The 26,968-nt window shown below is 66.1% G+C and carries 21 protein-coding genes, 1 tRNA gene and 1 other RNA gene; 8 read left to right on the top strand and 15 right to left on the bottom strand.

Annotated elements, in window-relative coordinates; all coding sequences use genetic code 11:
• Positions 1-3 precede the first annotated feature (3 nt).
• The 3 genes from ACREBX_RS10640 to ACREBX_RS10630 all read left to right on the top strand — a co-directional run bounded on the left by ACREBX_RS10640 (position 4) and on the right by ACREBX_RS10630 (position 1,570).
• Positions 4-873 (top strand): hypothetical protein, encoded by an 870-nt coding sequence (locus ACREBX_RS10640; protein ID WP_431561718.1) that lies wholly within the window; start codon positions 4-6, stop codon positions 871-873.
• A gap of 77 nt (positions 874-950) precedes the next feature.
• Positions 951-1,026: transfer RNA gene (locus tag ACREBX_RS10635), tRNA-Thr, on the top strand.
• 196 nt (positions 1,027-1,222) lie between these two features.
• On the top strand, positions 1,223-1,570 hold the full coding sequence (locus tag ACREBX_RS10630) for a RidA family protein (protein ID WP_431561717.1): 348 nt from the start codon (positions 1,223-1,225) through the stop codon (positions 1,568-1,570).
• Between the two features lie 101 nt (positions 1,571-1,671).
• On the opposite strand, the gene ACREBX_RS10625 is transcribed toward ACREBX_RS10630, so the two are convergent.
• Positions 1,672-1,929: a hypothetical protein gene (locus ACREBX_RS10625; protein ID WP_431561716.1), complete on the bottom strand. Its 258-nt coding sequence runs from the start codon at positions 1,927-1,929 to the stop codon at positions 1,672-1,674.
• On the bottom strand, positions 1,886-2,230 hold the full coding sequence (locus ACREBX_RS10620; RefSeq protein ID WP_431561715.1) for a hypothetical protein: 345 nt from the start codon (positions 2,228-2,230) through the stop codon (positions 1,886-1,888). The genes ACREBX_RS10625 and ACREBX_RS10620 overlap by 44 nt, the downstream gene beginning before the upstream one ends.
• On the opposite strand from ACREBX_RS10620, the gene ACREBX_RS10615 reads away from it, so the two are divergent.
• A complete protein-coding gene (locus tag ACREBX_RS10615) occupies positions 2,193-2,570 on the top strand; it encodes a hypothetical protein (protein WP_431561714.1) in 378 nt (125 codons plus the stop codon). The two genes, ACREBX_RS10620 and ACREBX_RS10615, sit on opposite strands and share 38 nt — an antisense overlap.
• A 91-nt stretch (positions 2,571-2,661) precedes the next feature.
• On the opposite strand, the gene ACREBX_RS10610 is transcribed toward ACREBX_RS10615, so the two are convergent.
• The 11 genes from ACREBX_RS10610 to ACREBX_RS10560 all read right to left on the bottom strand — a co-directional run bounded on the left by ACREBX_RS10610 (position 2,662) and on the right by ACREBX_RS10560 (position 21,515).
• Positions 2,662-5,190 (bottom strand): beta-glucosidase H, encoded by a 2,529-nt coding sequence (locus ACREBX_RS10610; RefSeq protein ID WP_431561713.1) that lies wholly within the window; start codon positions 5,188-5,190, stop codon positions 2,662-2,664.
• Entirely contained in the window at positions 5,190-5,522 is a 333-nt protein-coding gene (locus tag ACREBX_RS10605; RefSeq protein WP_431561712.1) for a hypothetical protein, read from the bottom strand. The genes ACREBX_RS10610 and ACREBX_RS10605 overlap by 1 nt, the downstream gene beginning before the upstream one ends.
• Complete coding sequence (locus ACREBX_RS10600) at positions 5,519-7,195, bottom strand: AMP-binding protein (protein WP_431561711.1); 1,677 nt, start codon at positions 7,193-7,195, stop codon at positions 5,519-5,521. The genes ACREBX_RS10605 and ACREBX_RS10600 overlap by 4 nt, the downstream gene beginning before the upstream one ends.
• Positions 7,192-8,790 carry a tannase/feruloyl esterase family alpha/beta hydrolase gene (locus ACREBX_RS10595; protein ID WP_431561710.1) on the bottom strand — a complete coding sequence of 533 codons (1,599 nt, stop codon included), beginning with the start codon at positions 8,788-8,790 and terminating at the stop codon, positions 7,192-7,194. Before ACREBX_RS10595 ends, ACREBX_RS10600 begins: the two co-directional genes overlap by 4 nt.
• The gene (locus tag ACREBX_RS10590; RefSeq protein ID WP_431561709.1) at positions 8,787-9,641 is read right to left on the bottom strand and encodes an alpha/beta hydrolase; all 855 of its coding nucleotides are present in this window, start codon (positions 9,639-9,641) and stop codon (positions 8,787-8,789) included. The genes ACREBX_RS10595 and ACREBX_RS10590 overlap by 4 nt, the downstream gene beginning before the upstream one ends.
• Positions 9,642-9,646: 5 nt before the next feature.
• A complete protein-coding gene (locus ACREBX_RS10585) occupies positions 9,647-11,113 on the bottom strand; it encodes a carboxylesterase/lipase family protein (RefSeq protein ID WP_431561708.1) in 1,467 nt (488 codons plus the stop codon).
• A complete protein-coding gene (locus tag ACREBX_RS10580; RefSeq protein ID WP_431561707.1) occupies positions 11,110-14,367 on the bottom strand; it encodes a family 78 glycoside hydrolase catalytic domain in 3,258 nt (1,085 codons plus the stop codon). The genes ACREBX_RS10585 and ACREBX_RS10580 overlap by 4 nt, the downstream gene beginning before the upstream one ends.
• 13 nt (positions 14,368-14,380) lie before the next feature.
• Positions 14,381-17,026, bottom strand: coding sequence for a TonB-dependent receptor domain-containing protein (locus tag ACREBX_RS10575; RefSeq protein ID WP_431561706.1), 2,646 nt, complete (start codon positions 17,024-17,026; stop codon positions 14,381-14,383).
• 210 nt (positions 17,027-17,236) lie between these two features.
• Positions 17,237-18,022 (bottom strand): DeoR/GlpR family DNA-binding transcription regulator, encoded by a 786-nt coding sequence (locus ACREBX_RS10570; RefSeq protein ID WP_431561705.1) that lies wholly within the window; start codon positions 18,020-18,022, stop codon positions 17,237-17,239.
• Between the two features lie 60 nt (positions 18,023-18,082).
• A complete protein-coding gene (gene rhaI / locus ACREBX_RS10565) occupies positions 18,083-19,378 on the bottom strand; it encodes an L-rhamnose catabolism isomerase (RefSeq protein WP_431561704.1) in 1,296 nt (431 codons plus the stop codon).
• A gap of 22 nt (positions 19,379-19,400) precedes the next feature.
• Positions 19,401-21,515, bottom strand: a complete 2,115-nt coding sequence (locus tag ACREBX_RS10560) for a bifunctional rhamnulose-1-phosphate aldolase/short-chain dehydrogenase (RefSeq protein ID WP_431561703.1) — start codon at positions 21,513-21,515, stop codon at positions 19,401-19,403.
• Between the two features lie 115 nt (positions 21,516-21,630).
• Here ACREBX_RS10560 and ACREBX_RS10555 point away from each other — a divergent pair, with 115 nt between their 5' ends.
• Genes ACREBX_RS10555 through rhaT form a run of 3 tightly spaced genes read left to right on the top strand, consistent with a single transcriptional unit; the run spans position 21,631 to position 25,270 of the window.
• Complete coding sequence (locus tag ACREBX_RS10555; protein WP_431561702.1) at positions 21,631-23,049, top strand: FGGY-family carbohydrate kinase; 1,419 nt, start codon at positions 21,631-21,633, stop codon at positions 23,047-23,049.
• On the top strand, positions 23,046-24,188 hold the full coding sequence (gene lldD, locus ACREBX_RS10550; protein WP_431561701.1) for an FMN-dependent L-lactate dehydrogenase LldD: 1,143 nt from the start codon (positions 23,046-23,048) through the stop codon (positions 24,186-24,188). The genes ACREBX_RS10555 and lldD overlap by 4 nt, the downstream gene beginning before the upstream one ends.
• A 20-nt stretch (positions 24,189-24,208) precedes the next feature.
• A complete protein-coding gene (gene rhaT, locus ACREBX_RS10545) occupies positions 24,209-25,270 on the top strand; it encodes an L-rhamnose/proton symporter RhaT (protein ID WP_431561700.1) in 1,062 nt (353 codons plus the stop codon).
• A 4-nt stretch (positions 25,271-25,274) separates the two neighbouring features.
• Here rhaT and ACREBX_RS10540 read toward each other — a convergent pair whose 3' ends face one another.
• On the bottom strand, positions 25,275-25,898 hold the full coding sequence (locus ACREBX_RS10540; RefSeq protein WP_431561699.1) for a cation transporter: 624 nt from the start codon (positions 25,896-25,898) through the stop codon (positions 25,275-25,277).
• Between the two features lie 66 nt (positions 25,899-25,964).
• On the opposite strand from ACREBX_RS10540, the gene ACREBX_RS10535 reads away from it, so the two are divergent.
• Positions 25,965-26,378, top strand: a complete 414-nt coding sequence (locus ACREBX_RS10535; protein WP_431561698.1) for a MerR family transcriptional regulator — start codon at positions 25,965-25,967, stop codon at positions 26,376-26,378.
• A gap of 159 nt (positions 26,379-26,537) precedes the next feature.
• On the opposite strand, the gene ssrA is transcribed toward ACREBX_RS10535, so the two are convergent.
• Positions 26,538-26,893, bottom strand: a transfer-messenger RNA (tmRNA) gene (gene ssrA, locus ACREBX_RS10530).
• Positions 26,894-26,968 lie beyond the last annotated feature (75 nt).

Below are 26,968 nucleotides of genomic sequence, written 5' to 3'. Positions count from 1 at the left end.
GCGATGCGTCCTTTCACCCATTTTGCCGCGCTCGACTGGTCGGGCGCACGCGGCCCGCGCCAGCGCGGGATCGCCCTGGCGGTCGCCAGCGGCGCGGCCGCCCCGGCGCTGGTGCGGCCGGGGCATATCTGGTCGCGGACCGAAATTCTCGATTGGCTGGAGGGTGTCGCGGCGGCGGGCGAGAGTATGCTGATCGGTTTCGACTTTTCGGCCGCCTTCGCCTTTGCCGACCATAGCGCCTATTTCCCCGGCTGGGTGGAAAGTCCGGCCGACATGCGCGCGCTATGGGCGCTCGTCGAACGGCTCGCATGCGCCGATCCGCATTATGAAGCGGGCGGCTTCCTGGCGCATCCCGAAGCGCGGCGGCATTTCCGCTACCGCGGCGAGGCGGGCGACCTGTTCGAAGCGGGCGCGGGGCGGCTGCGCGTCGTCGAGCATCACCAGCGGACGACGAAGCAGGCGGCCAGCGTCAGCAATTTCAACCTGGTCGGCGCGGCGCAGGTCGGCAAGGCCAGCCTGTCGGGCATGCGTCTGCTCCACCGGCTGTCGCACCGCATCCCGCTGTGGCCCGGCGATCCGGTGCCCGCGGCGGGGCCGATGCTGGCCGAAATCTACACCAGCCTGGCCGCGCGCGCAGCGGGGCTGCCCCCGGGGCGCAGCAAGATCCGCGACGGCGCGGCGCTCGACGCGGCGCTCGCCGCGCTGGGTTCGCCGCCGTGCCGCTTGACGGGCCCGGTCAGCGACCATGCGAGCGATGCCCTGCTGACCGCCGCCTGGCTGCGCGCGATCGCCGGCGACGACGCCCCTTGGTCGCCGTCGCCGCTCACCGACGCACTCGCGCAAACCGAAGGCTGGAGCTTTGGCATCATCTGAAAATTTCTTGCTCGCCGCATTTTCCCGACGTCGGATGTTTCCATCCGACCGAAAAATGCTAAGGGGCGATCAGCCGTGCCGGCTTAGCTCAGTTGGTAGAGCACCTGATTTGTAATCAGGGGGCCACGGGTTCGAATCCTGTAGCCGGCACCATCAGCATATTTCGGTGGTTTCAGGAGCGCCTTACAGGCGCCGCCTGTCGGCGACGCGACGGCGCAGTGCGCACGATCAAATTGCCGAACCGGTCATGACCTGTCATCCGCCCTGCGGCGAACCGGCGCGGAATCACCTCCCGGCGGCGCCCGCGGCCATGATTTCAATTTACCGGACCCCAACAAAGGAAATTCATATGAACATCGAACGCCTGCATTCGGGCCCGCGCATGAGCCAGGCAGTGATCCATGGCGGCATCGTTTATCTTGCCGGCCAGGTTGGTGCGCCGGGCGAGGATGCGACCGCGCAAACGCGTGCCATTCTCGCATCGATCGATAAATTGCTCGCCGAGGCCGGCACAGACCGGTCGCACCTGCTCACGGCAATGATCTGGTTGGCCGACATGGCCGATTTCGCCGCCATGAACCTGATTTGGGAAGAATGGATTGGCGGCGCCAATGCGCCGACGCGGGCGACCGGCGAAGTTCGCCTGGCAACGCCCGACTATCGCGTGGAAATCATCGTCACCGCCGCCCGACCCTGACGCAGAAACGAACGCTTCTGCTTGCGCCCTCCTCGAGGCAGCCGAAGCAAGGCCGGGACGTGCGCCGCCTTGCTTCGAACTGCCCCGAATAGGGGATCGACCTAGAAATCGACCCGCGCGCCGACGGTGACGTACCGGCCGACGACGTCGTACAACGTGCTGTTTACGGTGATGAGCGGGGGATCGCGGTCGAACACATTGTTGACGTTGCCGAACAGCATGAAGCGATCGTCGATCTTGAACCGCGCGCCGAGGTCGACATAGGTCCGCGAGGCGATCCTGTTGTTGATCAGCGTCGTGCGCGTCCGGTCAAAATTACCACCCGTCGATGTAGCGCGCGCGGATGTCGAACCCGACATTGGCATCCTCATAGGTTGCACTGAGCGTCCCGCGCCATTTCGGCGTTGCGCGCAGCACCGAATCGCCGACATCGCCCGCCGTCTCGACACGGCTGAGCCCGGTATCGAACACCAGCTTGTCGACATAGGTCGCAAGCGCGCGGATGCGCAGGCTGCCCGGCGGGCCCGCGCTGACGTTCGACAGGTTGACGACATAGGATGCCTCCATGTCGAGCCCGCTCGTTTCGAAACTCGCGATATTCTGCTGGGTGGCGGCAACCTGGGTGACCGTGCCCGTCGCGTCGCGCGTGATGCGCGACATCACCGCCGCCGCCTCGCGGATCAAGGCCCAGGCCGGCGCAAAGCGCGAGCGGCTGACCTATCCGGGCGACTCCGCGGTGCTGGCGGGCCTCGCCGGCCACTACCGCGACCCGTCGGTGGGCCAGATCACGATCAGCGAGAAGAACGGCCAGAAGTGGATCAAGGCCGGCTTCGTCGAGGGTCCGCTCGCCACCCGCAAGAACGCCGACGGCAGCGTCTCGATCATCTCGGTCGGCCCCGGCAATATCGGCGTCGATACGCTGGTCGGCACCGCGGGCGGCAAGCGCACGCTAGGCATCAACGACGGCCAGCAGACCCAATATCTGTACGTCGAGGACTGACAATCAAGGAGATTTCCGCATAACCCGGCCGTTCGCGCTTGCCTTTGCCTCGTTGCTGCTGGTCGGCGCGGCCGCCTGACGCAGTCCCTTTTCAGTCGGCCGTCACGTCGATCTCGCGCTGCTGGCGGATATCGGCCGAGGACGACCCGGCCATGATCCGGTAACGGCCCGGGACGACGCGCCACTGACCGCGTTCGGCGTCGAATTGCGAAAAGGCGCGCGGATCGAGCGTCACGCTGACCGTCCGGCGTGCGCCGGGCGCCAGATCGACCTTGGCAAAACCGCGCAGCGCGATCGGCGGATCACCCGCCGCGGGGGCAAGTGGCGCGACATAGATTTGCACCACTTCCTTGCCGGCGCGCTTGCCGTCGTTGCGCAGCGTGAGTTTCGCGGACACCGTTTCGCCGCCCTTGACGCGCGCGGGCGCCGACAGCGCCGAATAGGCGAAGCTGGTATAGCTGAGGCCATGACCGAAGGCGAAGAGCGGCTTGACGCCCTTCGCGACATAGCCGCGATAACCGACGAGCAGCCCTTCGGAATAGGGAGTCTTGGCGCCCTTGAGGTTGATGCCGTCGTCTTCGGTCCGCACCGGAAAGGTGACGGGCAGCTTGCCCGATGGATTGACCTTGCCGGTCAGGACGTTCGCGAGCGCCGCCGCGCCGCCCTCGCCCGGCAGCCACATGTCGACGATCGCCGGCGCTTTGTCGGACCAGGGCATCGTCATCGCCGCGCCCGCATTGACCACGACGACGGTTTTCGGATTGGCTCCGATGACCGCTTCGACAAGCTTGTTCTGGTCGCCCGGCAGGTCGAGCGAGGTGCGGTCATAGCCTTCGCCCTCGGTCGTCGATGACGAGCCGACGAACAGCACCACGGCATCGGCGCCGCGTGCCGCCGCGACTGCTTCGTCGAACGAGGGCAGCGGCTCGCGGATACCGAAACTCAGATATTCATACGGGGTCTGGCCGTTCACATAATCGAGACGGATCGGATAGCTGCGGCCGGCTTCGAGCTGGACCGACACCGTCCGGCGGGGGATGGGGAAGCCGAGCACGTCGCGAATGTCGGGCTTCGACGCGCTTGCCTTCGACAGCACGGTCTTGCCCTCGAGCATGATCGTTGCGTTGCCGGTGCCGCGGGTGCTGAATTCATAGGTGCCGCTCTTGTCGGGCCAGAACAGCCCTTCCCAGCGGAATGCCGCATAACCGGTAACCTGCGGTCCGGCGATATTACCGCTGATCCGCTTGAGGAAGCTCGTCGCGGTTTCGCGCTTAACCGGTTCACCGTTCATGGCGGCATTGGCATAATAGGTCGCCGCGAGGCCGGTGACGCTGCGATCCTGGCCGGGACTGAACAGCTTCGAATTTGCCCCCGGCGGCGTCTCTTCATTGTCGACGCCGCGCGCGTAATCGATCTTCACCCTCGGCAGTGCGGCCTTGAGCGCGGCAAGCGGCGTGCTCGTCTCGAACGGCACCACCGCCGAGCTGCCGCCGCCCTGGATACGCACGACGTCGGCGTTCGGGCCGATGACCGCGAGCGACTTGATCGACGACGGGAGCGGGAGGACGCCGCTGTTCTTGAGGAGGACGATCGCCTCTTCGGCGGCGCTCTGCGCGAGCGCGGCATTGCGCGGGGTGGTTTCGGCGACCGGGCGCGCGACACCGCGTTCGATCGCGCCGCTGCGGACGATCAGCCGCACCATGCGGCGCGCGTTGTCGTCGAGCTGCGCGGTCGTGACCTTGCCTTCGTCGACCGCCTTCTTGAGCTTCGGCCCGAAATGGTTCGGCGGCCCCGGCATCTCGAGATCCATGCCGGCATTGACGGTGGTCGCGGTCGAATGGACGGCGCCCCAGTCGGACACGGCGAAGCCTTTGTAACCCCACTCGGTCTTGAGCAGGTCGGTGAGCAGCCAGCGGTTCTCGGCCGCATGCGTGCCGTTGATCTTGTTGTACGATGCCATCACCGACCAGGGATCGCCCTGTTTGATCACCGTCTCGAACGCCGGGAGATAGATTTCGCGCAGCGTCCGCTGATCGACGACAGAGTCGACGATGAAACGGTTGGTTTCCTGGTTATTCGCGGCGAAATGCTTGAGCGACACGCCGATACCCGCGCCCTGCGCGCCCTTCACATAGCCGAGCCCGATCTGGCCCGCGAGATACGGGTCTTCCGAATAGGTTTCGAAATTGCGCCCCCAACGCGGGGTGCGCACGATATTCACCGTCGGCGCGAGCAGCACGTCGGCACCGTGCGCGAGCGTTTCCTTGCCGATCGCCGCACCGACCTGTGCCGTGAGTTCGGGGTTCCACGTCGCGGCCATCGCGACGCCGACGGGGAACACCGTCGCCGGCTTACCCTCGGGCGAGCGCACGCCCGTCGGCCCGTCGGTCATGCGGATCGAGGGGATGCCGAGCCGTTCGATCGGGTTCAGCGTCATCGAGGTTTCGCCCGCGAGCAGCAGGATTTTCTCGTCGAGCGTCAGCCGCCCCATCAGGTCGACGACGCGCGCCTCGAGAGGCGCCGATTTGTCCTTGTAGATCATTTCCTGCGCCTGAGCGCCGGACAGCGCCACCGTGGAAGACAGCAGAGTTGCCGCCAGATAGGCTGTCCGGCTTGTCATCACTTGATCTCCGCCAGGTCCTTGGCCGTCGCGGCCAGCATCTCGTCGGTGATCTTGCCGTTCGAATAGGGCTGAAGCTGCGTCAGGCTGATCGCCTTGAACATCTCGTACTCGGGCAGCGCGATCATGCCGGGGAAATGCTTTTCGATCACCGCCTTGCCCTTTTCGTCGGCGACGACGTCCTGCAGCGGGGTGTCGAGATTATACTTCGCGTCGCTGGCAGGCGCAGCATCGGCGGCCGGTGCGGGCGCGACGGGCGCCGGCGCGGCGGTGCCCTGGGCAAAAGCGGGGGCGGCGGCCATCAGCGCCGCAACAAACATGGCAGTTTTCATGATATTTCTTCCTTTCCGAGATCGGCGACCATCGCCTCTCTGATCAGATATTTCTGGACCTTCCCCGTCACGGTGGTGGGGAATTCATCGACGATACGCACGTAGCGCGGGACCTTATAGTGGGCGATCTGGCCGCGGCAGAACTCGCGTATATCGTCCGGGCCGACGTCCGTGCCGGGCTTCAGCCGCACCCACGCGCACAGCTCTTCGCCCATGCGCTCGTCGGGGATGCCGACTACCGCGACATCCTCGACCGCAGGATGGCGATAGAGATAATCCTCGACTTCGCGCGGGTAGATATTCTCGCCGCCGCGGATCACCATATCCTTGAGGCGGCCGACGATATTGCCGTAACCCTCGGCGTCGATCGTCGCGAGGTCGCCCGAGTGCATCCAGCCCTCGGCATCGATCGAGTCCGCGGTGCGTTCGGGCTCGTCCCAATAACCGATCATCACCGAATAGCCGCGCGTGCAGAGCTCGCCGGGTTCGCCCGAGGGGACGATGTTGCCGTCAACATCGACGATCTTGCATTCGAGGTGCGGCTGCACCCGGCCGATCGAACCGACGCGGCGTTCGAACGGATCGTCGGGGGCGGTCTGGAAACTCACCGGGCTGGTTTCGGTCATCCCGTAAGCAATCGTCACGTCGCGCATGTTCAGCCGCTCGACCACCTGCCGCATCAACGGTTCGGGGCAGATCGCCCCCGCCATGCAGCCGGTGCGCAGCGAGGAGACATCGAAATTGTCGAAGTCGGGATGCGCGAGCACCGCGATGAACATCGTCGGGACGCCATACAGCGACGTGCAGCGCTCGGCCTCGACCGCGCGCAGCACCGCCTCGACATCGAAGCCTTCGGACGGATAGATCATCGCGGCGCCGTGGGTGATGCTGGCAAGGTTCCCCATCACCATTCCGAAGCAATGATAGAGCGGCACCGGGATGCAGATGCGGTCGCCCTCACCCAGCCCCTGCGTGCGGCCGACGAAATAACCGTTGTTGAGGATGTTGCGGTGGCTGAGCGTCGCGCCCTTGGGCAGGCCGGTGGTGCCGCTGGTGAACTGGATATTGATCGCGTCGTTCGGGTCAAGCGTCGGCCCGATGGCGGCGAGGCGCTGGCGGTCGGTATCGGCCGCGAGCGCAGCCGCGTCGTCGAAGCGCAGCCAGCCCGGGCGTTCCTGCTCGCCGATCAGGATCAGCGAGCGCAGCGTCGGCAGGCGCGCCGCGCGAAGCTGACCGGGCGTGCACGTGGCAACCTCGGGCGCAAGTTCCTCGATCATCCCCGGATAGTCGCTGGCCTTGAAGCTGGTCGCGACGACGAGCGCCGACAGACCGACCTTGTTGATCGTATATTCGACCTCGGACAACCGATAGGCGGGGTTGATCGTGACGAGGATCAGCCCGGCGCGCGCCGCGGCGAACTGGGTCAGCGTCCATTCGACCCAGTTGGGCGCCCAGATGCCGATACGGTCGCCGGGATTGAGGCCGAGCGCGAGCAGTCCGGCGGCGAAAGCGTCGGAGCGTTCGAGCAGTTCGGCAAAATTCCAGCGAATGCCCTGCCCGACCGAAACGAGCGCGTCGCTTGTCCCCCAGCGCGCGGCGGCAAGCGCGAGCGCGTCGCCGATACTATGATCGATCAGCGGCGGTTCGGTTGCTCCGTGAACATGGCTCGTCATTTTCCGGGTGCCTCGCATGTAAAGCTCGCCGCATCGTCGGTCGAACCCTTACTGTCCCATTTCGCGACCTTGGGGAATGCACAGAGCGGCCGCGTCCGCCCGGCCTTGGCGGGGAGGCCGATATAGGCGAACAGGTCGTTGTCATATTTGGTCGCAATGATCCGTTCGGGCGCCGGTCCGCCTTGCCGCCAGCCGTCGAGCGCGCTCAGCGGATCGAAATTGTTCGGTCCCGGCCCGCCAAGGCAATGCGACATGCCGGGCACCATGAACAGGCGTACCGAGGTTGATGCAGCCTTCGGGTTCGCCGCGACCAGGCGCTCGTAATAATCGACGGTGTTCTGCGCCGGAATCCCGGCATCGTTCCAGCCGTGATAGAGGATCAGCTTGCCACCGCGCTTGTAGAAGGCACCGAGGTCGGTGCGGTCGGCGTCAAGATCGCCGCCGACGCGTTGCTTCGCGAGCGCATAGTCGCGTTCGAGATCGAAATCGGAGAGCTGCCAGTCGGGATTGGCATGCACGAAATAGCGGAAGAAGGCGGTGCCGAACTTCACATGCTGCGACGTCTTGCCGGTCAGCCATTGCGACCAGGTTCCCGCCTCGGCCTCGGCGCCCGGTGCGAAGCCGGGATAGAAGCTTTTGCCATCGGCGCTCTTCGGACCTTCGTAGAAGAGCTTCGCGGTCGCGACTTCGCCGGGCGTCAGGCAATCGGCGCCCTCGCCGCCCTTGCACGCAAGCTTTGCGGGATCGAAACGGCAGGCGCGCGGATCGTCGATCACGCCATCCTTGACCCCATCGAGGCCGTCGCATTGTCCGAGCGATGCCGACTGAAGCAGCTTGAGCTTCACCATCGACAGGTCGCCGCCGGGCTTGCCCGCCGCGACCGCATTGCTGGTAAAAGCACTCGCCATCCGCGTCCACGGCATCGCGGGTGCGCCCGCGATGATCGCGTCATAATCGGCGGGGTAACGCTGTGCGAGGGTCAGCGCCTGCCGCCCGCCGTCCGAACAGCCGTGAAAATAGCTCGCCGCGAGCGGGCCTTCATAAAAGGCCGCGATCACCTGCTTGGCGGTCTCGGCGCCGACATGGTTGGCGCGCCAGCCATAGTCGCGGACCTTCTCGGGCGCGTTCAGCGCCCAGCTCGCATCGACATCGGCTTCGCTGAAATGCCCCATATCGGTGCCGACCGCGGCATAGCCCTTTTGCACCGCGCCGCGCATCAATAGTGACGGCAGCAGCATGTTCGCGCCGAAGCCGCCGTTGCCCGCGCCGAGCAGCTTGCCGTTCCACCCCGTGCGTTCGGGCAGCCAGACCTCGACCTTGATCGAAGAGCCCGCCGTTGGCGACAGCGTCGCCTGCACGCGGCAGAAGGCGGCGGGCGAAGGAAGGCCGGGCTTGCCCGCCTCGAGATTGACCATCGCGCCGCCCGCGAGCGAGGTGGCGGCGTCGATCTTGCCATCCTTCAGCGCCATGCCCGTCAGCGCTTCGCAGCTCCCGACCTTTTGCGCAGCGGGCGTGGGCGCCGGTGCGGGTTCGTTTGCCGTGCAGCCCGCGAGCAGCGATCCGCCGGCGAGCAGGAGGAGCGATGCGGCCCTCATTTGCCGACCAGTCCCTGCCCGCGCATCCACTCGGACATCGCGCCGGTCCACGCGTCGCTCGCCTTGCCGCTCTTCTTCATGCCGAAACCATGGCCTCCGCTCTCGTAAGTGACGATCATACTGCTCGCGCCAGCCCCCTTCCACGTTGCGGCAAGGCGGACGCTGTCGTCATAGGCCAGCTTGTCATCCTTCGCGGCCGCAACGAACAGTGGCGGCGCCTTCTTCGGCACTGCGATCGCGTCGGGCAGCAGGCCCGGATAGATGGCGATCGCGAAGTCGGGGCGGCTCGCGGGCTTGTTCGCCGCCAGCGTCCACACCGTCACCGCGCCGCCCGCCGAGAACCCCATCAGCCCGACGCGATCGGATTTGATGCCATAGCGACCAGCGTTCTTGCGCACCCACTTCACCGCATTCTCGCCATCGGCGGTCGCGAGCGGGCGCAGCGGTTCGACCGCGGTGCGCAAGGACGCGAGGTTGCCAAGGTAACGCATCATCTGGAGGGGAAAATCGGCGCCGGTTTCGAGCAGGCGATATTTGAGCACGAAGGCGGTGACGCCCTGACTGTTCAGCCACTTCGCGACCGCCTCGCCCTCATTCTCGATCGACAGCATGTGAAAGGCGCCGCCCGGCGCGACGATCACCGCGGTGCCGTTGGGTTTCTCCGCCACATAAGGGGTTAACGTCGCGTCGGAGACGTTGCGCACGATCGTGCCGAACGGCCCGGTTTCGCGTACTTCCTTCGAGGTCGCGGGCACCGGGTCCGACGACAGGCGGATCACCTCCCACGCGCAGGCGGGGATCGCGACGATGGCGAGCGCGCCAGCGATGGCGGCGGATAGGCGCATGGTCATGGCTTTCATTTTTTTCCGTCCCGTGCGGCGGCGATGGCGGTGAGTGCGGGCGTGGCTGCCGGCGCCATCGCGGTCGCGGTGATACCAATTGAAAGCAGTTGCGGCGCCGCAGGGTCGAGCCGTGACCAGGCGGGCAGTCCGCTTCCGTTCGGATCGCCGGTCTTCGCGAAATTGGTCCAATAATCGCCAAGCTGTTTCGCCGCCGCACGGTCGGCGGCGGTGGCATCGGCAGGCAGATTGCCGAACTGGAACGCGACATCCGACGCATGGACCGCGCCGACATCGGGTTTGCGCTGACCTTCCGCGACATAGCCGAAGCGATAGAGGAAGGTCGGCGCGGCGGCGCGGGCCTGCAGCAAGCCGAAGGCGAGCGCCGGTTCGGCGAAGATCGCGTCGCCGCCGAGCCGCCGGTTCGCCTCGTCTTCGCTCGCATAGGCCGCTTTCACGGTAGCGGCGGAGGCCCCCAGCGCCTTTTCGACCGGCCCATTGACCATCGCACGGAACGGCGCGGGGATGAAGCCAAGCTCATCGTCGTTGCTGCCGATGATATAGGGGATGCGCGCCTGCTTGCCCTCCGCGAAGATCGTCTCGGCGCCTGCGGGGACGATCGTCCCGTCGGTCATCGGGCCGGAATAGCGGTCGTCTTCCTTGCTCATCAACGCGAGGCTGCCGAGCACCTTGTCGGCCGGAAGCGCGCGCAGCGCCGCGGCATCGGCGGCGCCCGCGCGCGTGCCGAACGCCTGCCCCTTCGCCTGCGCATCAGCCAGCGTCGGCCAATCGTCGCGGCCGCCGCCCGATGCCACGATGGCGCGCGCGAACAGGCCCTTCGCGGCGGGCGATGCCATCAGGCGCGACACCGACTCCCCGCCCGCGCTTTCGCCGAAGATCGTGACCTTCGCGGGATCGCCGCCAAAGGATGCGATGTTGCGCTGAACCCATTTGAGCGCCGCGATCTGGTCCATCAGCCCCCAGTTGCCGCCTTGCCCCAGCGCGGGGTGCGCAAAGAAGCCGAAGCGGCCGAGGCGGTAGTTGAAGCTGACGATCACGACGCCGCGCTTCGCGAGCAGCCCGCCGTCGGTCTCGGGCAAAGTGCCCGACCCGCCAACGAAGCCGCCGCCGTGGATCCAGACCATCACCGGCAGCTTGGCGCCCTTGGCGGGCTTTGGCGTCCAGACGTCGAGCGTCAGGCAATCCTCGTTCATCGGCCGCGATCCGGGCTGGATGCCGGGCAGCGGGTTCTGCATGCAGTCGGGACCGTAAACCGTCGCGTCGCGCGGTGCGCTCCATGGCTGGGCGGGCGCCGGTGCGCTCCAACGCAGGGAGCCGACCGGCGGCGCGGCATAAGGAATGCCCTTGAACGCCGCGACGCCCTCGGTGGTCGCGCCGGCAACGGTGCCGCTGTCGATCGCCACCTGCTGCGCAGCGGCGGGGGTCGCCAGCAGGATGGCCGAAACGAATATGCCGCGGATCATAGCGCGCCTCCGGTGGTGAAGATGAAACGGCCGCGGCCGGTGCGGTAGATGGAATAGCCCTTATCCTCGCGGACCGGGCTGGCACCCGAGGGCGCGGCAATGGACCCAAAACGCGTCGGCACCCAGATCTCGCCAGTCGTGTTCGCCGGCACTTCGGCGATCAGCGTCAGCTTGCCCGCATCGATCTTCCAGCCCGAAAAAGCGCGGCCGTGAACGGTAGCCATCGTGGCTTCGGCGCTGGCAAGGCCGTCGGGGATCGCGGGTTTGACGAGCACGACCTTATACCCCGGCGCACCGGGACGCAGCCCGGCAAGCCGCTGGCGCATCCAGTCGGCGATCGACGCGAAATAATGGTGGTCGCGCGAACGGCTGCCCAGGCTCCACGTCTCGAACATCGTCTTATGGCCGTTCTTGATCCACCAGCCCCAGCTCGGCTCGTCGGTGCGCGTCGCGACGCGATAGGCGAGGTTCGCATGGCCATAGTCGCTGAGGATTTCGAGCAGGTAGCGCGCGCCATAAACGCCGGTGCGCAGTCCCTGCCTGTCGACGTCGCGCGCAATGGCGTCGGCGACGCCCTGCTCGCGGCCCGTGGGCACCATGCCGAAAGCGAGCGGCAGGATATTCTGCACCTGCGTCGCCGGCCCCGCCACGCCCTTGGCGTCGAGCGTGCGATACCAACCGTTCGCCCCGTCCCAATAGCGCGCATTGTAAGCCGTGCGAATGTCGCCCGCGAGCTTGGCATAGCGTGCGGCATCGTCCGCCTTGCCGACGATCGCCGACGATTTCGCGAGCAGATCGGCCTCGTGGAAAAAATAGGCCGTCGTCACCGCGTCGATCCCGCCGCCGCGCGCATTGCTGTAATCCATCCCCCCCGCCGACGCCCATTCGGAGAGCCCCGCCGACCGCTGGTAATCGGGCGCCTTGATAAAGGTCGCGGTATAGTCGACCAGCCGGCGCTGCATGTCCTGATTGTCGGCGAGCACGCGCGTATCGCCAGTGGTCGTGTAAAGCTCCCACGGCAGGATCATCGCCGCGGCATCCCACGGGGTGGTCGGCCCCCAAATCACGTTCCAGCCGGGGGTATTCTCATAGCCGTAGAAGGGCGTCGTCGGCGCGATTTCGGGAACCTCGCCCTTTTCCGATTGCGCGTCGCGGAAATCGGCGAGCCATTTGGTCCAGACGCGCGCGATGTCGAGGCTGCGCGCCGCCGCGCCCGCCGACGCCTGCGCATCGCCGCTCCAGCCATTCTTTTCATAGGTCGGCGTGTCGGTCTGGAAACCGTGGAGATTGTTGAGGATCGAACCGATCGCCGCGGCGTCGATCTGGTTCAGCAGCGCGTCGGCGCTGGCAAAGCTGCCGGTGCGCGCGACCGCCGAATGGACGATGCGTGCGGTGAGCGCGCCTTCGCCGGGCGTGCCCGGGAAACCATCGACCTGGACATAGCGGAAGCCGCGATAACCGAAGCGCGGTTCCCAATGCTCGGCGCCCTTGCCCGCGAGCGTATAGCGGTCGGTCTGGAGCTGTGCGTCGATCAGGCCCGCGGCGGGGACGACCTTGCCGTCGTCGGCGACCCGCTCGCTCGCGACCATCGACACGGTGAGCCCCCGCGGGCCGCTGATTTTCAGCACCGGCCAGCCCGCGACGATGCGCCCGAAGTCATAGACATGGACGCCGGGAGCGACCTCCTTGACGGCCACGGGAGCAATATTCTCGACCGGTTCGATCGCTTCGGAGTTGGCGGCGACAAGCCGTCCCGCCGGTCCTGCAACCACCGGCGCTGCCTGCCATTTGCGGTCGCGGAAGCTCCCACGATCCCAGCCCGCCGGGATCAGCCGCGCGTCGAAGCGCTCGCCGCGATGGACCGAGTCATTCAGCGTCGGGCCGGACACGGTGCGCCAATTGCCGTCGGTCGCGACCGTTTCGCGCGTGCCGTCGGTGTAGGTGACTTCGAGCTGCGCCTTGAGCGCCGGCTCGGCGTGCCACGGGGCCGCGTGGAAATACCATTCATTGGGATCGGTCAGCCCGTACCAGCCGCGCCCAAGCTCGGCGCCAATCACATTCTCGCCGCGGCGCAGCAGCGCGGTCACGTCCTGCGTGTAAGCGAGCACGCGCTTGTCATAGGCGGTGAACCCCGCACCGAGCGACGAGCCGACGACGGTGCCGTTGATCGACAGACGCGGCATTCCCGCGCCCGCATGATAGAGCCGCGCACTGGCCACCGGCTTGGCGAGGCGGAAGGCACGGCGCACCAGCGGCGCGGGCGCCTCGATCGGGAGCACGAGATCGACCCCCGGCACACCGCTCGCGACGACGAGCCCGTCCTTCGCCACGCTGCCGCCGGTGAAGGGATTGTCGCCGCCCGCAAAGTCATAGGCGACCGCCGGGCTTTGCGTGCCCGATATGCGGACCGAATGCACGATCGCCGCATTGGCTTCCTTGCCGGCAAAGCCGATTGTCCCGTGCTTGTGCGCGTCATTGTCGACCGTCGCGACGACCGCGCCGTCGATGCGCGTGACGATGCGGCCGCCCTCGGCGCGGATCGACAGCGCGATGCGGCGTCCCTTGATCGGCGCGGCCAGTTTGACCTGCCCCAGCCGCTCCGTCTTGATCGCCGAACTGGTGCCGCCCGGATAGCGGCGGATCGTCTGGATCAGCTCGGGCCCGTTCTTGTCGTCGGCGAGCGTCCAGACATAAGCGTCGCCATAGGTTTTTCCGTTGGGCAGCGCGCGAAACAGCACGTCGACGCTCTTGCCCGTCAACGTCAGATCGGCGTCGAGCGTCAAGTCGCCCCAGTCATGATCGCGCCGCGCGGGTCCCGAAATCCATTTGGCCTGCCAGTCCGACGCGCCGAACAGTCCCGTTTCCCACCAGGCGGGCGCGCTCCAACCGGTGGCATTGCCGCCCTCGTCCCATACCTGCACCTGCCACCAGTAACGCTGGCGCGACGCAAGCTTCGGCCCGGCATAGGCGATCTGGACATTCTCCGCCGACGCGACCTTGCCGCTGTCCCAGAGCGGCGCGCGCTCGAGATCGGCGGCCGAGGTCGCGACGCGGATGCGGTATGCGCTTTGCCGTGCCACCGGCGACCGCCACGCAAGCCGCGGCACCGCGGTGTCGAGGCCCAGCGGCGCCGCGGCATATTCGGTGCGCAGCTTCGCCGGCGCCGGATCGGCCGCCCATGCAGGCGAGGTTGCCATGCCGACGGCCGCGAGCGCACCCAACAACAGGCTTCGCAAGCTTCCGATCAGCGGCAACCCAACCTCCCCGTCAGAATTTGGTGCGAATACCGAAGGATACCAGCCGGCCGAGCGTGCTGCCATTGGTATAGCCCGATGCACTATTCAGATACGGCGGGTCCTGGTCAAAGACATTGTCGACGTTCAGCGTCAGCAGCGTGTTCGCGAGCATGTCGCCCAGATCATAGCTGAAGAAGAGGTCGACGGTGTCGAAAGCCGAGATACGCGTCTGCGGCGGCAGTCCGATGATCGGATAACCGCTGCGATGATTGAGCGTCGCGCGCGCGGTGAAGTCACCCACCGCCGCGCCGAGTCCGGCGGTGAAGAAGAAGCGCCCGGTCCCGTTCTTGAGATCGTCGTTGACCGGACCACCCTGCACGACCTGCGTCTCGCGGTTGAGCAGATAGCTGCCCGTGAAATTGGCATTGATCGAACCAAAGCCCGTCGGGCGATTATAGGCGAGGTTGAAGTCGATCCCGTCGACATTCACCGCACCGAGGTTCGCGCGCTGCGCGAGGAACAGCACATAGGGCGAGCTGATCGCGAAGAGCGTCGCGAGGTTCGGTACACCGTCGATGCGCAAGTTGCCCGCCGCCGCCTGCGCCTGCGCGAGCGTCGGGTTGAGGATGTAGAAATCCGAATAGGCGGGCGTCGTGAACAGCGGGGGCGACGTGAAGGGCGGGACCGCGATCGCGTCCTTGAACTTCACGTTGAAATAGGTCGCGCTGGCGACGAAGCCCTCGATCGCCGCGGGCTTGAGATCGAAACCGAGCGACCAGGTGTCGGCGGTCTCGGGCTTCAGATTGGCGTTGCCGCCGGCGATCGCGATCGTCGGACGCAGCGCATCGAACGGCGAACTGCCCGGCGCGCGGAACGGGCTGAACGGCAGCACCTGGACACGCGCATCGACCGAATTGCCCAGATCGGCAAGGCTCGGCGCGTGGAACGAGGTGCCATAATTGCCGCGGATCGTCAGCGCCTCGAACGGCCGCCAGGTCACGCCGACCTTCGGATTGGTGGTGCCGCCGAAGTCGCTGTAATCGTCATGGCGGATCGAGCCCGACAGTTCGAGGCTATAGAAGCCGGGGGTGCGATTATCGGCGCCAAAGATGGGAACGAGCAGTTCGCCGAACACCGACTTCACATTGCGGGCGGTATAGGCGTTCGCGCCGGCGACCGCAGCCTCGGGTCCGCTGCCGGTGAAGGAGCGGATATTCTCGTAATGATATTCGGCGCCGACCGCGAGCCGCACATCGCCGCCCGGCATCGCGAACAGCGGGCCGTCGAGGACGGCGCGGCCTTCGGCCATTTCCTGCGTCGATTCGCCGTAATTCACGAAATCGTCGATCGCCGCGAGCACCGCGGGCGAGGTCGCCGACAGATTATAGGGGTTGAGCGCCGTCGCGGTGGTCGTTCCGAACAGCGCGATCGTCGCCGCGGTCGAGTTGAACGACCGCTCGGTCGATTCATTCTCGCTGCGCCCGAAATTGGCGAGCGTACGCAGCTGCCAGCCGCCGCCAAGCTCGAAATCGAAGCTGGGGGTTATACCATAGGAGCTGAAGCTCGACGGGCTGTCGTTGCTCGGCCCGAAGACATCGTCGAACGCAAAGGCGACGCTGTGCGCGAGCTCGGCGCCGATCGGACGGAAGAAGGGATTCGCGGCGGTGATCGTCCCGCTCATGCTGCTTTGCGCGCTGCGGTGCAGCGTGTCGCGCTTCGACCAATAGGCCGACAGCTTGAACGCGACCGAATCGCTGAGATCCTGCGTCAGGCCCGCGAAGACGCTGTGCCGCTCCTCGCGCGGATAGATCGCAGCATAATCGGTCTGGTCGCAGCGGTTGACCCCCGGCGCCCGGCCCGGAAGCGCATAGGTCGTCGTGCCGACGGTGATGTTGGCGAGCGCGCAAGCGGTGCTACGGAAATCGCCGCCGCCGCGGTCGGTCTGGTTCGCTGTCGCATAGTCACGATCGAGCCCGATCAAATCGTCGTGCCACGCGTAGGAATAGGAAATATAGGCCGATCCCGAGCCCCAGTCCTTGCCCGCGATGACGCTCGCGTCGATCGTCTGGTAATTTTTGGCAAAGCCATAACGTGCGTTGACGCCGATGCCGTCATAGCGGTCGCGCGTGATGAAGTTGATCACGCCGCCGATCGCGTCCGAACCATAGATCGACGAACCACCATCGGGGATGACATCGACGCGCTTGATCACGTCGGGCGGGATGACCGACGGGTCGAAGCTCGTCTGCAAAATGCCCGCGCCGACCATCCGATGACCATCGACGAGCACCAGCGTCGTCGAACCGCCACTCGCGCCGAGGTTGCGGATATTGGGGCGCACGATCGGATTGCCGAAATTGCCGAGCCCCGCCGGGATCGTCCCGAAATTGCCGACCTGCGGGATCGAGGCGAGCAGATCGTTCGCCGAGGCGGCACCCGAGGCAACGACATCGGCCTCGCTGACCGCGACGACATTGGTGCCGACCGGCGCAACGCCGCGCAGCAGGGTGCCGGTAACGACGATGTCGGCGTCGGTCGGGGCTTCGGAATCAGCCTCCTGAGCACGGGCGCTCACAGCGCCGAGCAGCGCACCCGCGCACGCCAGCGCCGAAATGCCCCGCCGCCACGCGTTCCGCCGCGCAGCAAAATCCAGACCTGCAGTCGTCATCGCCTTCATCGCATCCTCCCTGCACTCGCCCTCGCGAGTTGTCCCTTTTGACGGAGGCGCCTGTCCGGCAATCTTCTTCCTCCGATGCCACGCTTCATCGAGCGTTTCTGCATCACTGCTCATTATTTGTCTTTATCAATCACGTCAACGATCAAATTCAATCATTCGCACCCGAACAACATGGCAAGCTGCGGTTTTGGCTCAAAGGCTTTGGAAAATTCAGGCGATGATGACGCGGATACCGGCGGCTTCCATCATCGCGACATGGCGCGGCTCGATTCCGGCGTCGGTGACGACGACGTCGATCTCGTCGAGCGAGCAAACGACATTGCCCGACGGGCCCGAGAATTTCGAACTGTCGACCAGCACGATGATCTCGTCGGCGCGCTCGATCAGGCGGCGTTCGGCGGCGACGAGGATCACGTCGGCCTGCATCAGCCCTGCGGGGCCCATCGACGCCGCGCCCATGAACAGTTTCGGCGCGTGAAAGCGCGGCATGCCGTCGTCGCCGGCCGCCGACAGGACGATATTCTGTTCGCGGAACACCTGCCCCGACGGCACCAGGATGCGCGTCGTCGGCTGCGGCAGCAGCGCACTGACGATATGCAGCGAGTTGGTCAGAACCTGGAGCGCAAGGCCATCGAGGTGCGGACACATTTGCAGCGTCGTCGAACCGCCGTCGATCATCACGCCTTCGCCGGGAATACAGAGCTGCGCCGCCGCGCGCCCGATCGCCTCCTTCGCGGCGCGATTACGGCCGATATTTTCGTGAAAGGGAATGCCCGACAGGCCATCTTCGGACGCGGTCGGCGCGCCGCCCCCCCCTCCGACCCGCTTCGCTCCGCCGCGCACACGCGTGATGACGCCGGCTTCTTCAAGCCGGTCGAGGTCGCGGCGAATGGTGGCGGGAGACGCGGCGACGCGGCTTTCGAGATCGCGGAACGAGACGAACCCGCTTTCGCCGAGGCTGTCGAGGATCATCTTTTCGCGTTCGGCTGCGTGCATAAGGGCCCCTGTCTGATTGCGCCTATTTGACGGGAGTTGCGCCGAGTTGCAATAGAATGATTAGACGATCCCCGCCGTCGTCCCCGCTGCGCGGCGTTCCTGCGCCTTGCGGTCGCGCCAGCCGCTCGCGCGATAGGCGGCGATCGTGTCGATCGCCCCGCCCGCTTCGGCGCGCGCCGAAGCGAGAATCGGGGTGACATCGGTGCGGTACGCGGTGCGCAGCGCCTGAAACGCCATCATCGTGTCGTTGGCCTCCTGCGCCGCGAGCAGCGCTTCGCGGTCGACAAGCAGCGCCTTGGCATAGGCCGCAACGATCGCCTCGGCCGACGAGAGCATGCTTTCGATCGGGTCGGTCACATTGTGCGACTGGTCGATCATGTACGCGGGACGGAAGTCGCCGCGCGGGTTTATCTCGGCCTCGATCAGTTCATTGAAGACGAGGAACAGCTGGTGCGGATTGATCGATCCGCTGTCGAGATCGTCGTCGCCGTACTTGCTGTCGTTGAAGTGGAAGCCGCCCAGTTTGCCAAAGCGGTGAAGCCGCGCGACAATCTGTTCGATGTTCACATTCGGCGCATGATGGCCAAGGTCGACGAGGCACTTCGCCTTGTCGCCGAGCTCCTGCGCGACGAGGATCGAGCTGCCCCAGTCCGCAATCACGGTCGAGTAGAAGGCGGGCTCGAACATCTTGTGCTCGATCAGCATCCGCCAGTCGGCGGGCAGCGCGGCATAAACCTCTGCCGCCGCATCGAGATAGCGATCGAGGCTGCGGCCGAGATCCTGCTGCCCCGGGAAATTGGTGCCGTCGCCAACCCACACCGTCAGGTCGGTGACGCCAAGCTGCTGGCCGATCTCGATGCACTCGATGTTATGCGCAACCGCCTGCTCGCGCACCTCGGCGCGCGTCGAGGACAGCGAGCCCGTGGCATAGCTTGCCGCCTGCCCCGGCTGGTCCTGAAACGTATTGCTGTTGACCGCGTCGAAACCCAGCCCCAGCGCGGCCGCTTCTTCGCGCAAACCGCGATAATCGCTGACCTTGTCCCACGGGAAATGCGGGCTGACGCGCGGGGTCGCGCGGCCGAGTTGCTGGATGACCGCGCAGTCCTCCAGCTTTTCGTGGATGTTGGTCGGCTCGCCCGCGATCGGGAATTTGGCGAAGCGCGTGCCGCCGCGCCCCGCACCCCAGCTCGGCACCGCGACCGAGAAACCCGCGACCTTCGCTTTCACGCCATCGATGTCGATACCGCGCCGGCCGAGCTGGCGGCCAAGGCTGCCGTAATCGTCGTCGAGCGCGTCGGTCAGACCGGCGTTCAGCCGCCCGATATCATCCTGTGCGAGCGGCAGATCGCCAGCCATAACTCTCTCCTGATTCCGTATCTTATCGCGTAAATGCCTGCGCGTTGCCCGCGTCGACGTTGATCATGTTTCCGGTCGACTTTGCCGACATATCGCAGCTGAGGAAATAGACCGCTTCGGCGACGTCCTCGGGCAGCACGTCGCGCTTCAGCATCGATCGGTTGCGATAATGTTCCTCGAGCTCGCTGCCCGAATCGATGCCGTGCGCGCCCGCGCGTTCGCGGCGCCAGTCGCCATCCCAGATGCGCGACCCCTTGATCACCGCGTCGGGATTGACCGTGTTGACACGGATGCCGAAAGGCGCGCCTTCGAGCGCGAGGCAGCGCGCGAGATGTAGCGCCGCCGCCTTCGCCGAGGCGTAAGCCGACGCATTGGTCGCAGCCGCAATGCCGTTCTTCGACCCGATAAAGACGATCGAACCGTTCCCCTGCGCCTTCATCAGCGGGAAGGCGGCGCGCGCGGTGAGGAAATAGCCCTGCGCGAGCACATCGTAATTCCGCTGCCACAACTCGAGCGTCGTGTCCTCGATCGGTGCCGACGAGGCGATGCCGGCATTCGCGACGAGGATGTCGAGGCCGCCGAACTCGCGCGCGCAGGTCGCGAACGCCGCCGCGACCTGCGCTTCATCGGTAACATCGCACACGGCCGAACGGACACGGTCGCGGCCGAAACGGCCTTCGAGTTCGTGCGCCGCCTTGGTCAGCGCGTCGGCGTCGCGGTCGACGAGCAGCACGCAGGCATCGTCGGCGGCAAGCCGCTCGGCGGTCGCGGCGCCGATGCCTCCCGCGCCGCCGGTGACGAGCGCGATGCGGCCCGCGAGCGGCTTGGGCTTGGGCATGCGCTGAAGCTTCGCTTCCTCGAGCAGCCAATATTCGATGTCGAACGCTTCCTGTTCGTCGAGCCCGACATAGGCGCCGATCGCCTCGGCGCCGCGCATGACATTGATCGCGTTCGCGTAGAATTCGCCCGCGAGCCGCGCGGTCGTCTTGTCGCCGGCAAAGGTCATGCGGCCGATGCCCGGGACCAGCACGACCACGGGATTGGGATCGCGCATCGCGGGCGAATTGGGGCGTGCGCACCGCTGGTAATAACCCGCATAATCGGCGCGATACGCCTCGATCCGTTCGGCGAGATAAGTGCTGTCGTCGATCCGCGCCGGGTCGAGAACCAGCGGCGCGATTTTGGTGCGCAGGAAATGGTCGGGGCACGACGTGCCGATCGCGGCGAGCTTCGCGAAATCGCGGCTACCGGTGAATTCGAGCGTTTCGGCATCGTCGGCGAAATGCCCGACGCGCCGCCCGCCCATCAGCCCGCGCAGCAGCGGCATCAGCTTCGCAGCGGCGGCGGCGCGTTCGGCGGCAGGACGCGGCGCGACGATCTCGCCTCCGAACGCCGGCGCACCGGCGAGTTTCGCGTTCAGATAATTCGCGGCGTCGGTGATCAGCGCGATGGTGTTGTCGTAGCAGCTCTTGGCGCTGTCGCCCCAGCAGATGATGCCGTGGCCGGCGAGCATCACCCCGCGCAGGCCAGGATGGGCGGCCACATAGTCGCGCAGTTTCAGCCCGAGATCGAAGCCGGGACGCTGCCAAGGGAGCCAGCCCACCGCCCCGCTCCAGATCGCCTTTGTCGCGGCTTCGCCTTCGCTCGACGCCGCGAGCGCGATGATCGCGTCGGGATGGACATGATCGACATGCAAAAAGGGCAGATAGCTATGGAGCGGAGTATCGATCGACGCCGCGCGCGGATTGAGCGCGAAGGTGCAGTGCGGCAGATAGCCGACCATCTCATCCTCATGCTCGAGCCCGCGATAAAGTTTTTCGAGCCCGAGCAGCTTGTCCTGGTAGAGCGTCGAAAACCCGTCGAGCTTCATCGAACCGATGTCGCCGCCCGATCCCTTGACCCACAGGACGGGGACGGTTTCGCCGGTGAGCGGATCGCGCGCATCGAGCTTGGCCGAGGTGTTGCCGCCGCCGAAATTGGTCACGGTGAGGTCCGAGCCGAGACGGTTCGAGCGATAGAGGAGCAGATCTTCGGGCGACTTGCCGGCCGCCTCTTCGTCCGACCAGCGATTCGCCGGGATGGCGAAAAGCAGCGCGGCGGCGTTGGATCGGGGTGTGACATCCATAAGATCTGGCATGAAGGAAACTCGTTGTTTCGACTATGCGAGGATGTGTATCGAAATCGCTGGCGCTCTGCAATCAGTTTCGATAAAGTTCGATCAAATTCGGTCGCAACGAAGCAAAGGGAGAGGGATGAAGGGTCGCGCAATCATAGTCCTCGATAGCGGGAAAACCTTGGCAAAGCTGAGCCTTTGGTCCGCCGACGGGGCGATGATCGAACGCCGCGTGCGCGCCAACGCGCGCGTCGAAACGGGTACTTATCTCGCGCTCGATGCCGCGGGGATCGAAGCCTGGATCGCCGAGGTACTGCGCGACTTTGCCAGGCTGGCCAATGTCGGCGCGATCATCCCCGTCGGGCACGGCGCCGCGGCGGCGATCATCCGCGGCGACCGCCTCGCCTGCCTGCCCGTCGACTATGAAGACGCGATGCCCGCGAACCTGCGCGCGCACTATGAAGCCGAACGCGGCGCCTTTTCGGACACCGGTTCGCCTTCCCTTCCGGACGGCCTGAACCTCGGAGCCCAGATCTTCCGGCTCGAGGCGCTCGATCCCGATCTCGCCCACGGGACGCAGATCCTGCCGTGGGCGCAATATTGGAGCTGGCTGCTGAGCGGGGTCGCGGCGTCGGAGGTGACCAGCCTGGGCTGCCACACCGATCTCTGGAGCCCGCTGACTGGCGAGGCTTCGGCGCTCGCCGAACGGCGCGGATGGGCTGCACGGCTCGCGCCGCTGCGCAGCGCCGGCGAGGTGCTCGGCACGCTGACGCCCGCATGGGCCCAGCGCACCGGCCTGCCCGCCGACACCGAAGTCCATTGCGGGCTGCATGATTCGAACGCCGCGCTGCTCGCGGCGCGCAGCTTTGCCGAGATTGCCGACGCGGAATCGACGGTGCTGTCGACGGGCACCTGGTTCGTCGCGATGCGGTCGCCCAGGGATGCCGCGTCGATGGACACGAGCCACCTCGACGAGGCGCGCGACTGCCTGATCAATGTCGATGCGTTCGGCAAACCGATCCCGTCGGCGCGCTTCATGGGCGGGCGCGAGATCGAGACGCTGATCGGGCTCGACACGCGGCAGATCGATATTGCAGCCGACCAGCCCACACTGCTCGCGGCGCTTCCCGATGTGCTGGCGAGCGGCGCGATGGTGCTGCCGACCTTCGCGCCGGGCTTCGGGCCCTTCCCGCACGGACGTGGCCGATGGATAGCAAGGCCCGACGATCATGCCGCACGCCGCGCCGCGGTGTCGCTCTATGCCGCGCTGGTCACCGATGCAGCGCTGGGTCTCATCGGCACGCGCGAACGGCTGCTGATCGAAGGACGCTTTGCCGACGGTCAGGTCTTCGTGCGCGCGCTCGCGGCGCTGCGCCCCGACCTTCGCGTCTATGTCGGCAAGGCGCATAACGACGTCTCCTATGGCGCGCTACGCCTGCTCGACGCCGCGCTGCCGCCCGCCGAACCACTCGAACTGGTGGTGCCACTCGACGTCGATCTCGCGCCCTATCGCGACCGCTGGCGGCACAAAGCCGAACGGGTGGAAGAAGCCGCGTGAAACCTGCATCGATCGGCGATTACCGCGAAGCCGCACGGCGACGCCTGCCGCATTTCCTCTTCGAATATTTCGACGGCGGCTCCTATGCCGAGCGCACACTGCGCGCGAATATCGAGGACCTGCAGGATATTTCGCTGCGCCAGCGGGTGCTGAACGATGTATCGGCGATCGACCTGTCGACAAACCTGTTCGGCCAGCAATTGTCGATGCCCGTGATACTTGGTCCGATCGGGCTGGCCGGGATGGCGGCGCGGCGCGGCGAGGTGCAAGCGGCGCGTGCCGCAGCGGCGAAGGGTGTGCCCTTTACGCTGTCGACCGTTTCAGCCTGCTCGCTCGCCGAGGTCGCGCGAGGTTCACCAACGCCCTTCTGGTTCCAGCTCTATATGATGCGCGACCGCGGCTTCATGCGGTCGCTGCTCGACGAGGCGAGCGCGGCGATGTGCCCGGTGCTTATCTTCACCGTCGACATGCCCCTGCCCGGGGCGCGCTATCGCGATGTCCGGTCGGGGCTTTCGGGCGCGTCGGGCTTGCGCGGACAGGCGCGTCGCGTCGGCCAGGCGATGACGCGACCCGGCTGGGCGTGGGACGTCGGGGTTAACGGCCGCCCGCATCAGCTCGGCAATGTCGCGCCGCTGCTCGGTCCCAAATCGGGGCTCGAAGACTTCCTCGGCTGGATGAAGGATAATTTCGACCCGAGCGTGACCTGGGCCGACCTCGATTTCGTGCGTGCGCACTGGAAGGGGCCGATCGTCATCAAGGGCATTCTCGACGCCGACGACGCGCGGCGCGCCGCCGAAGCGGGCGTCGACGGGATCATCGTGTCGAATCATGGCGGGCGGCAACTCGACGGCGTGCCGTCGGTGGCACGCGCGCTGCCCGCGATCGCCGATGCGGTCGGCGACCGGCTGACGCTGCTCGCAGACGGCGGAGTGCGGTCGGGGCTCGACGTCGTGCGGATGCTCGCGCTCGGCGCAAAGGGCGTGCTGCTGGGCCGGGCGTGGGCGTTCGCACTTGCCGCGGCGGGCGAAGCGGGCGTGCGGCACGTGCTCGACCTGATCGAAGCCGAAATGCGCGTCGCGATGGCGCTCACCGGCATGACAACAATTGACAAGATCGGCCCGGAGACGTTGGCCGCCTGATACGACGAGGGGAGAAGAATATGGATGCGAACCCGCTGCTTGGCGTGTTCTTTCACTGGCTGGGCGGGCTGTCGTCGGCGAGCTTCTATGTGCCGTACAAGCGCATCCGCGCCTGGTCGTGGGAGATCTTCTGGATCACCGGCGGCATCTTTTCCTGGGCGATCGCGCCGTGGCTGTTCGCGTCGATCCAGACGCACGATCTGATCGGCGTGCTCAGCCGGACGCCGGGCGATATATGGTTCTGGTGCTGGTTCTGGGGCGCGATGTGGGGGCTGGGCGGGCTGACCTTCGGGCTCACGATGCGCTACCTCGGTCTCTCGCTCGGCATGGCGGTGGCGCTCGGGCTGACGACGGTGATCGGCACGATGGGGCCGCCGATCTTTCGCGGCACGCTCGGCGAGCTCTTCGCGACGACGAGCGGACAGACGGTCTTCCTCGGCATCGCGATCACGCTTGTAGGGATCGTCATCGTCGCGCAGGCGGGACGCCGCAAGGAACGCGAGATGGGCGCGACGATCGCCGAGGCCGACAAGTCCGAGTTCAACCTGCGCAAGGGACTCGCGATCGCGGTCTTCTCAGGGATCATGTCGGGCTGCTTTGCATGGGGCCTCGACGCCGGCGCGCCTATCCGCGAGCTGACGCTGCAGGCCGGGACCGATCCGCTATGGCAGGGACTGCCCGTGCTCTGCGTCGTGCTGCTCGGCGGGCTCACCACCAACCTGATCTGGTGCGCGATCCTGATCGCCCGCAACCGCAGCGTCCGCCAGTTCGTCGGCGAGGCCGCGCCCGGTGCCACCGAAAAGCCGCCGCTCGCGCTCAACTATGGCCTCGCCGCGCTCGGCGGCACGCTCTGGTATTTCCAGTTCTTCTTCTACACGATGGGCGAAAGCCAGATGGGGCGCTTCGGCTTTTCGAGCTGGACGCTGCACATGGCGAGCATCATCCTCTTTTCGACGCTCTGGGGCTTTGCGCTCAAGGAATGGGCGCCCGCGGGCCAGCGCACGCGCGCGCTGGTGTGGCTGGGGATCGCGGCGCTCATGGCGTCGACCGTCGTGATCGGCCTCGGCAACAGCCTGGCGTAACGTTCTAGGCAGGCGTGGCGGCGAGTTCGCCGCGCGCCTGCCGGAACACCTCGATGCTGCCCCAGATGGCGAGCCCGGCCATGATCGCCGCGACCGCGAGGTCCGGCCAGCTCTGTCCCGTGCCGAAGACGCCGAGCGCCGCCCCCATCACCGCAAGATTGCCGATCGCGTCGTTGCGCGAGCATATCCACACCGAGCGCATGTTCGCGTCGCCGGTGCGGTAACGATAAAGCATCAGCGCGACCACGACATTGGCCGCGAGCGCGAGCGCGCCGATCAGCCCCATCGTCTCGGCCTGCGGCGCCGATCCGGTTACAAAGCCCCAGGCCGCCGATCCGAACACCCACAGGCCAAAGACGAGCATCGTCCCCGCCTTCAGCAACGCGGCGCGCGCACGCCAGGCGAGCGCCATGCCCGCGACGCCAAGGCTGATCGCATAATTGGCGCTGTCGCCGAGGAAATCGAGTGCGTCGGCCTGAAGTGCGCGCGAATCGGCTGCGACGCCCGCGACGATCTCGACGCCGAACATTGCGGCGTTGATCAGCAGCGCGATCCAAAGGATACGCCGCCACTTGGGGTCATTGAGTGCGGTCTTGCCACTTTTACCGGCACAGCATTGATCGGCCACTGAAAGCTCCTGTTATCTTCGAGTCGGCACCCTATATGCACCCTGTAGCAACTACAGGGTCAAGCGATGAAAATCGGCGAACTGTCGCGGGCGACCGGGACCAATATCGAAACCATCCGCTATTATGAGCGCATCGGGCTGTTGCCCGCGCCCGATCGGACCGCGGCGAACTATCGCAGCTATGGCGATGCGCATCGTGCGCGGCTGGCGTTCGTGCGCCATTCGCGCGATCTGGGGTTCACCATCGAGGAAGTCCGCTCGCTACTCGACCTGTCGGACGATCCGACGCGCGAATGCGACGAGGCCGACCGCATCGCGACACGGCATCTGGAGCAGGTCGAGGAAAAGATCGCGCAGCTCACGCTGCTGCGGGACGAATTGACTCGCATCGTCGGGCGTTGCCGCGGCGGTATCGCCGCCGATTGCCGGGTAATCGAAGCACTGGGCGACCATAGCCGCTGCGAAAGCACGCACGTTTGATGCGCTGACGCGCAAACGGCACCAGCCCGCTCCCCCACCCGGCCTCCCCAGGTTACTATCGTCAGAGAGGCCGGGTGGGGGAGCGGGCTGGTGCCGCAACCGGCGGAAGCCGGAAAATAAGGTGGGACGATTCTGTTGCCCGGCTCGTCCCCAGCCGCTGGTATCCGATTCTGTTGCCCGGTTCGGTCCGAACCGCGCTCTCTTTGAATAACTTTCGGCCGTGAGGCCTAAAGGTTACGCAGCCAGAGCGAGTGCTTCGTTATCGTTAGCACCTATTGGTTTTGAGCCTTGAACGGGTTACTCAGCCCGGGCAAAAATATCGTCTTTGAACACACGTCGATCCTGGTTCGGCCCCCTCAGAAACCCGCGCGCCCATCAAGAAGCGCGAGTTTGTGGTGGAGCCGCCGGGTACTGCCCCCGGGTCCGCTGTGTCTATTCCACGACACCATTTATCACCATAGTCGGCCGAAACCGACCCGACTGATATAGGGTGTCCGCGCGCCGATGGAAAGGGCGCGCGTGCGTTTCGTCTTAAGTTCGGCACCGGCCCGCTCCCCCACCCGACCTCCCCGACGATCGTAGCCTATGGG

Origin of the sequence: Sphingopyxis sp. (genome assembly GCF_050725655.1) — a bacterium.
Classification (GTDB): domain Bacteria; phylum Pseudomonadota; class Alphaproteobacteria; order Sphingomonadales; family Sphingomonadaceae; genus Sphingopyxis.
This window is presented reverse-complemented; position numbering and strand designations above follow the sequence as displayed.

What these genes read in the sequence shown, in the direction of transcription:
- ACREBX_RS10640 (WP_431561718.1), top strand. Translation starts at nt 4, where the DNA reads ATGCGTCCTTTCACCCATTTTGCCGCGCTCGACTGGTCGGGCGCACGC.
- ACREBX_RS10630 (WP_431561717.1), top strand. Translation starts at nt 1,223, where the DNA reads ATGAACATCGAACGCCTGCATTCGGGCCCGCGCATGAGCCAGGCAGTG.
- ACREBX_RS10625 (WP_431561716.1), bottom strand. Translation starts at nt 1,929, where the DNA reads ATGTCGGGTTCGACATCCGCGCGCGCTACATCGACGGGTGGTAATTTT.
- ACREBX_RS10620 (WP_431561715.1), bottom strand. Translation starts at nt 2,230, where the DNA reads ATGTCGCGCATCACGCGCGACGCGACGGGCACGGTCACCCAGGTTGCC.
- ACREBX_RS10610 (WP_431561713.1), bottom strand. Translation starts at nt 5,190, where the DNA reads ATGACAAGCCGGACAGCCTATCTGGCGGCAACTCTGCTGTCTTCCACG.
- ACREBX_RS10605 (WP_431561712.1), bottom strand. Translation starts at nt 5,522, where the DNA reads ATGAAAACTGCCATGTTTGTTGCGGCGCTGATGGCCGCCGCCCCCGCT.
- ACREBX_RS10600 (WP_431561711.1), bottom strand. Translation starts at nt 7,195, where the DNA reads ATGACGAGCCATGTTCACGGAGCAACCGAACCGCCGCTGATCGATCAT.
- ACREBX_RS10595 (WP_431561710.1), bottom strand. Translation starts at nt 8,790, where the DNA reads ATGAGGGCCGCATCGCTCCTCCTGCTCGCCGGCGGATCGCTGCTCGCG.
- ACREBX_RS10590 (WP_431561709.1), bottom strand. Translation starts at nt 9,641, where the DNA reads ATGACCATGCGCCTATCCGCCGCCATCGCTGGCGCGCTCGCCATCGTC.
- ACREBX_RS10585 (WP_431561708.1), bottom strand. Translation starts at nt 11,113, where the DNA reads ATGATCCGCGGCATATTCGTTTCGGCCATCCTGCTGGCGACCCCCGCC.
- ACREBX_RS10575 (WP_431561706.1), bottom strand. Translation starts at nt 17,026, where the DNA reads ATGAAGGCGATGACGACTGCAGGTCTGGATTTTGCTGCGCGGCGGAAC.
- ACREBX_RS10570 (WP_431561705.1), bottom strand. Translation starts at nt 18,022, where the DNA reads ATGCACGCAGCCGAACGCGAAAAGATGATCCTCGACAGCCTCGGCGAA.
- rhaI (WP_431561704.1), bottom strand. Translation starts at nt 19,378, where the DNA reads ATGGCTGGCGATCTGCCGCTCGCACAGGATGATATCGGGCGGCTGAAC.
- ACREBX_RS10560 (WP_431561703.1), bottom strand. Translation starts at nt 21,515, where the DNA reads ATGCCAGATCTTATGGATGTCACACCCCGATCCAACGCCGCCGCGCTG.
- ACREBX_RS10555 (WP_431561702.1), top strand. Translation starts at nt 21,631, where the DNA reads ATGAAGGGTCGCGCAATCATAGTCCTCGATAGCGGGAAAACCTTGGCA.
- rhaT (WP_431561700.1), top strand. Translation starts at nt 24,209, where the DNA reads ATGGATGCGAACCCGCTGCTTGGCGTGTTCTTTCACTGGCTGGGCGGG.
- ACREBX_RS10535 (WP_431561698.1), top strand. Translation starts at nt 25,965, where the DNA reads ATGAAAATCGGCGAACTGTCGCGGGCGACCGGGACCAATATCGAAACC.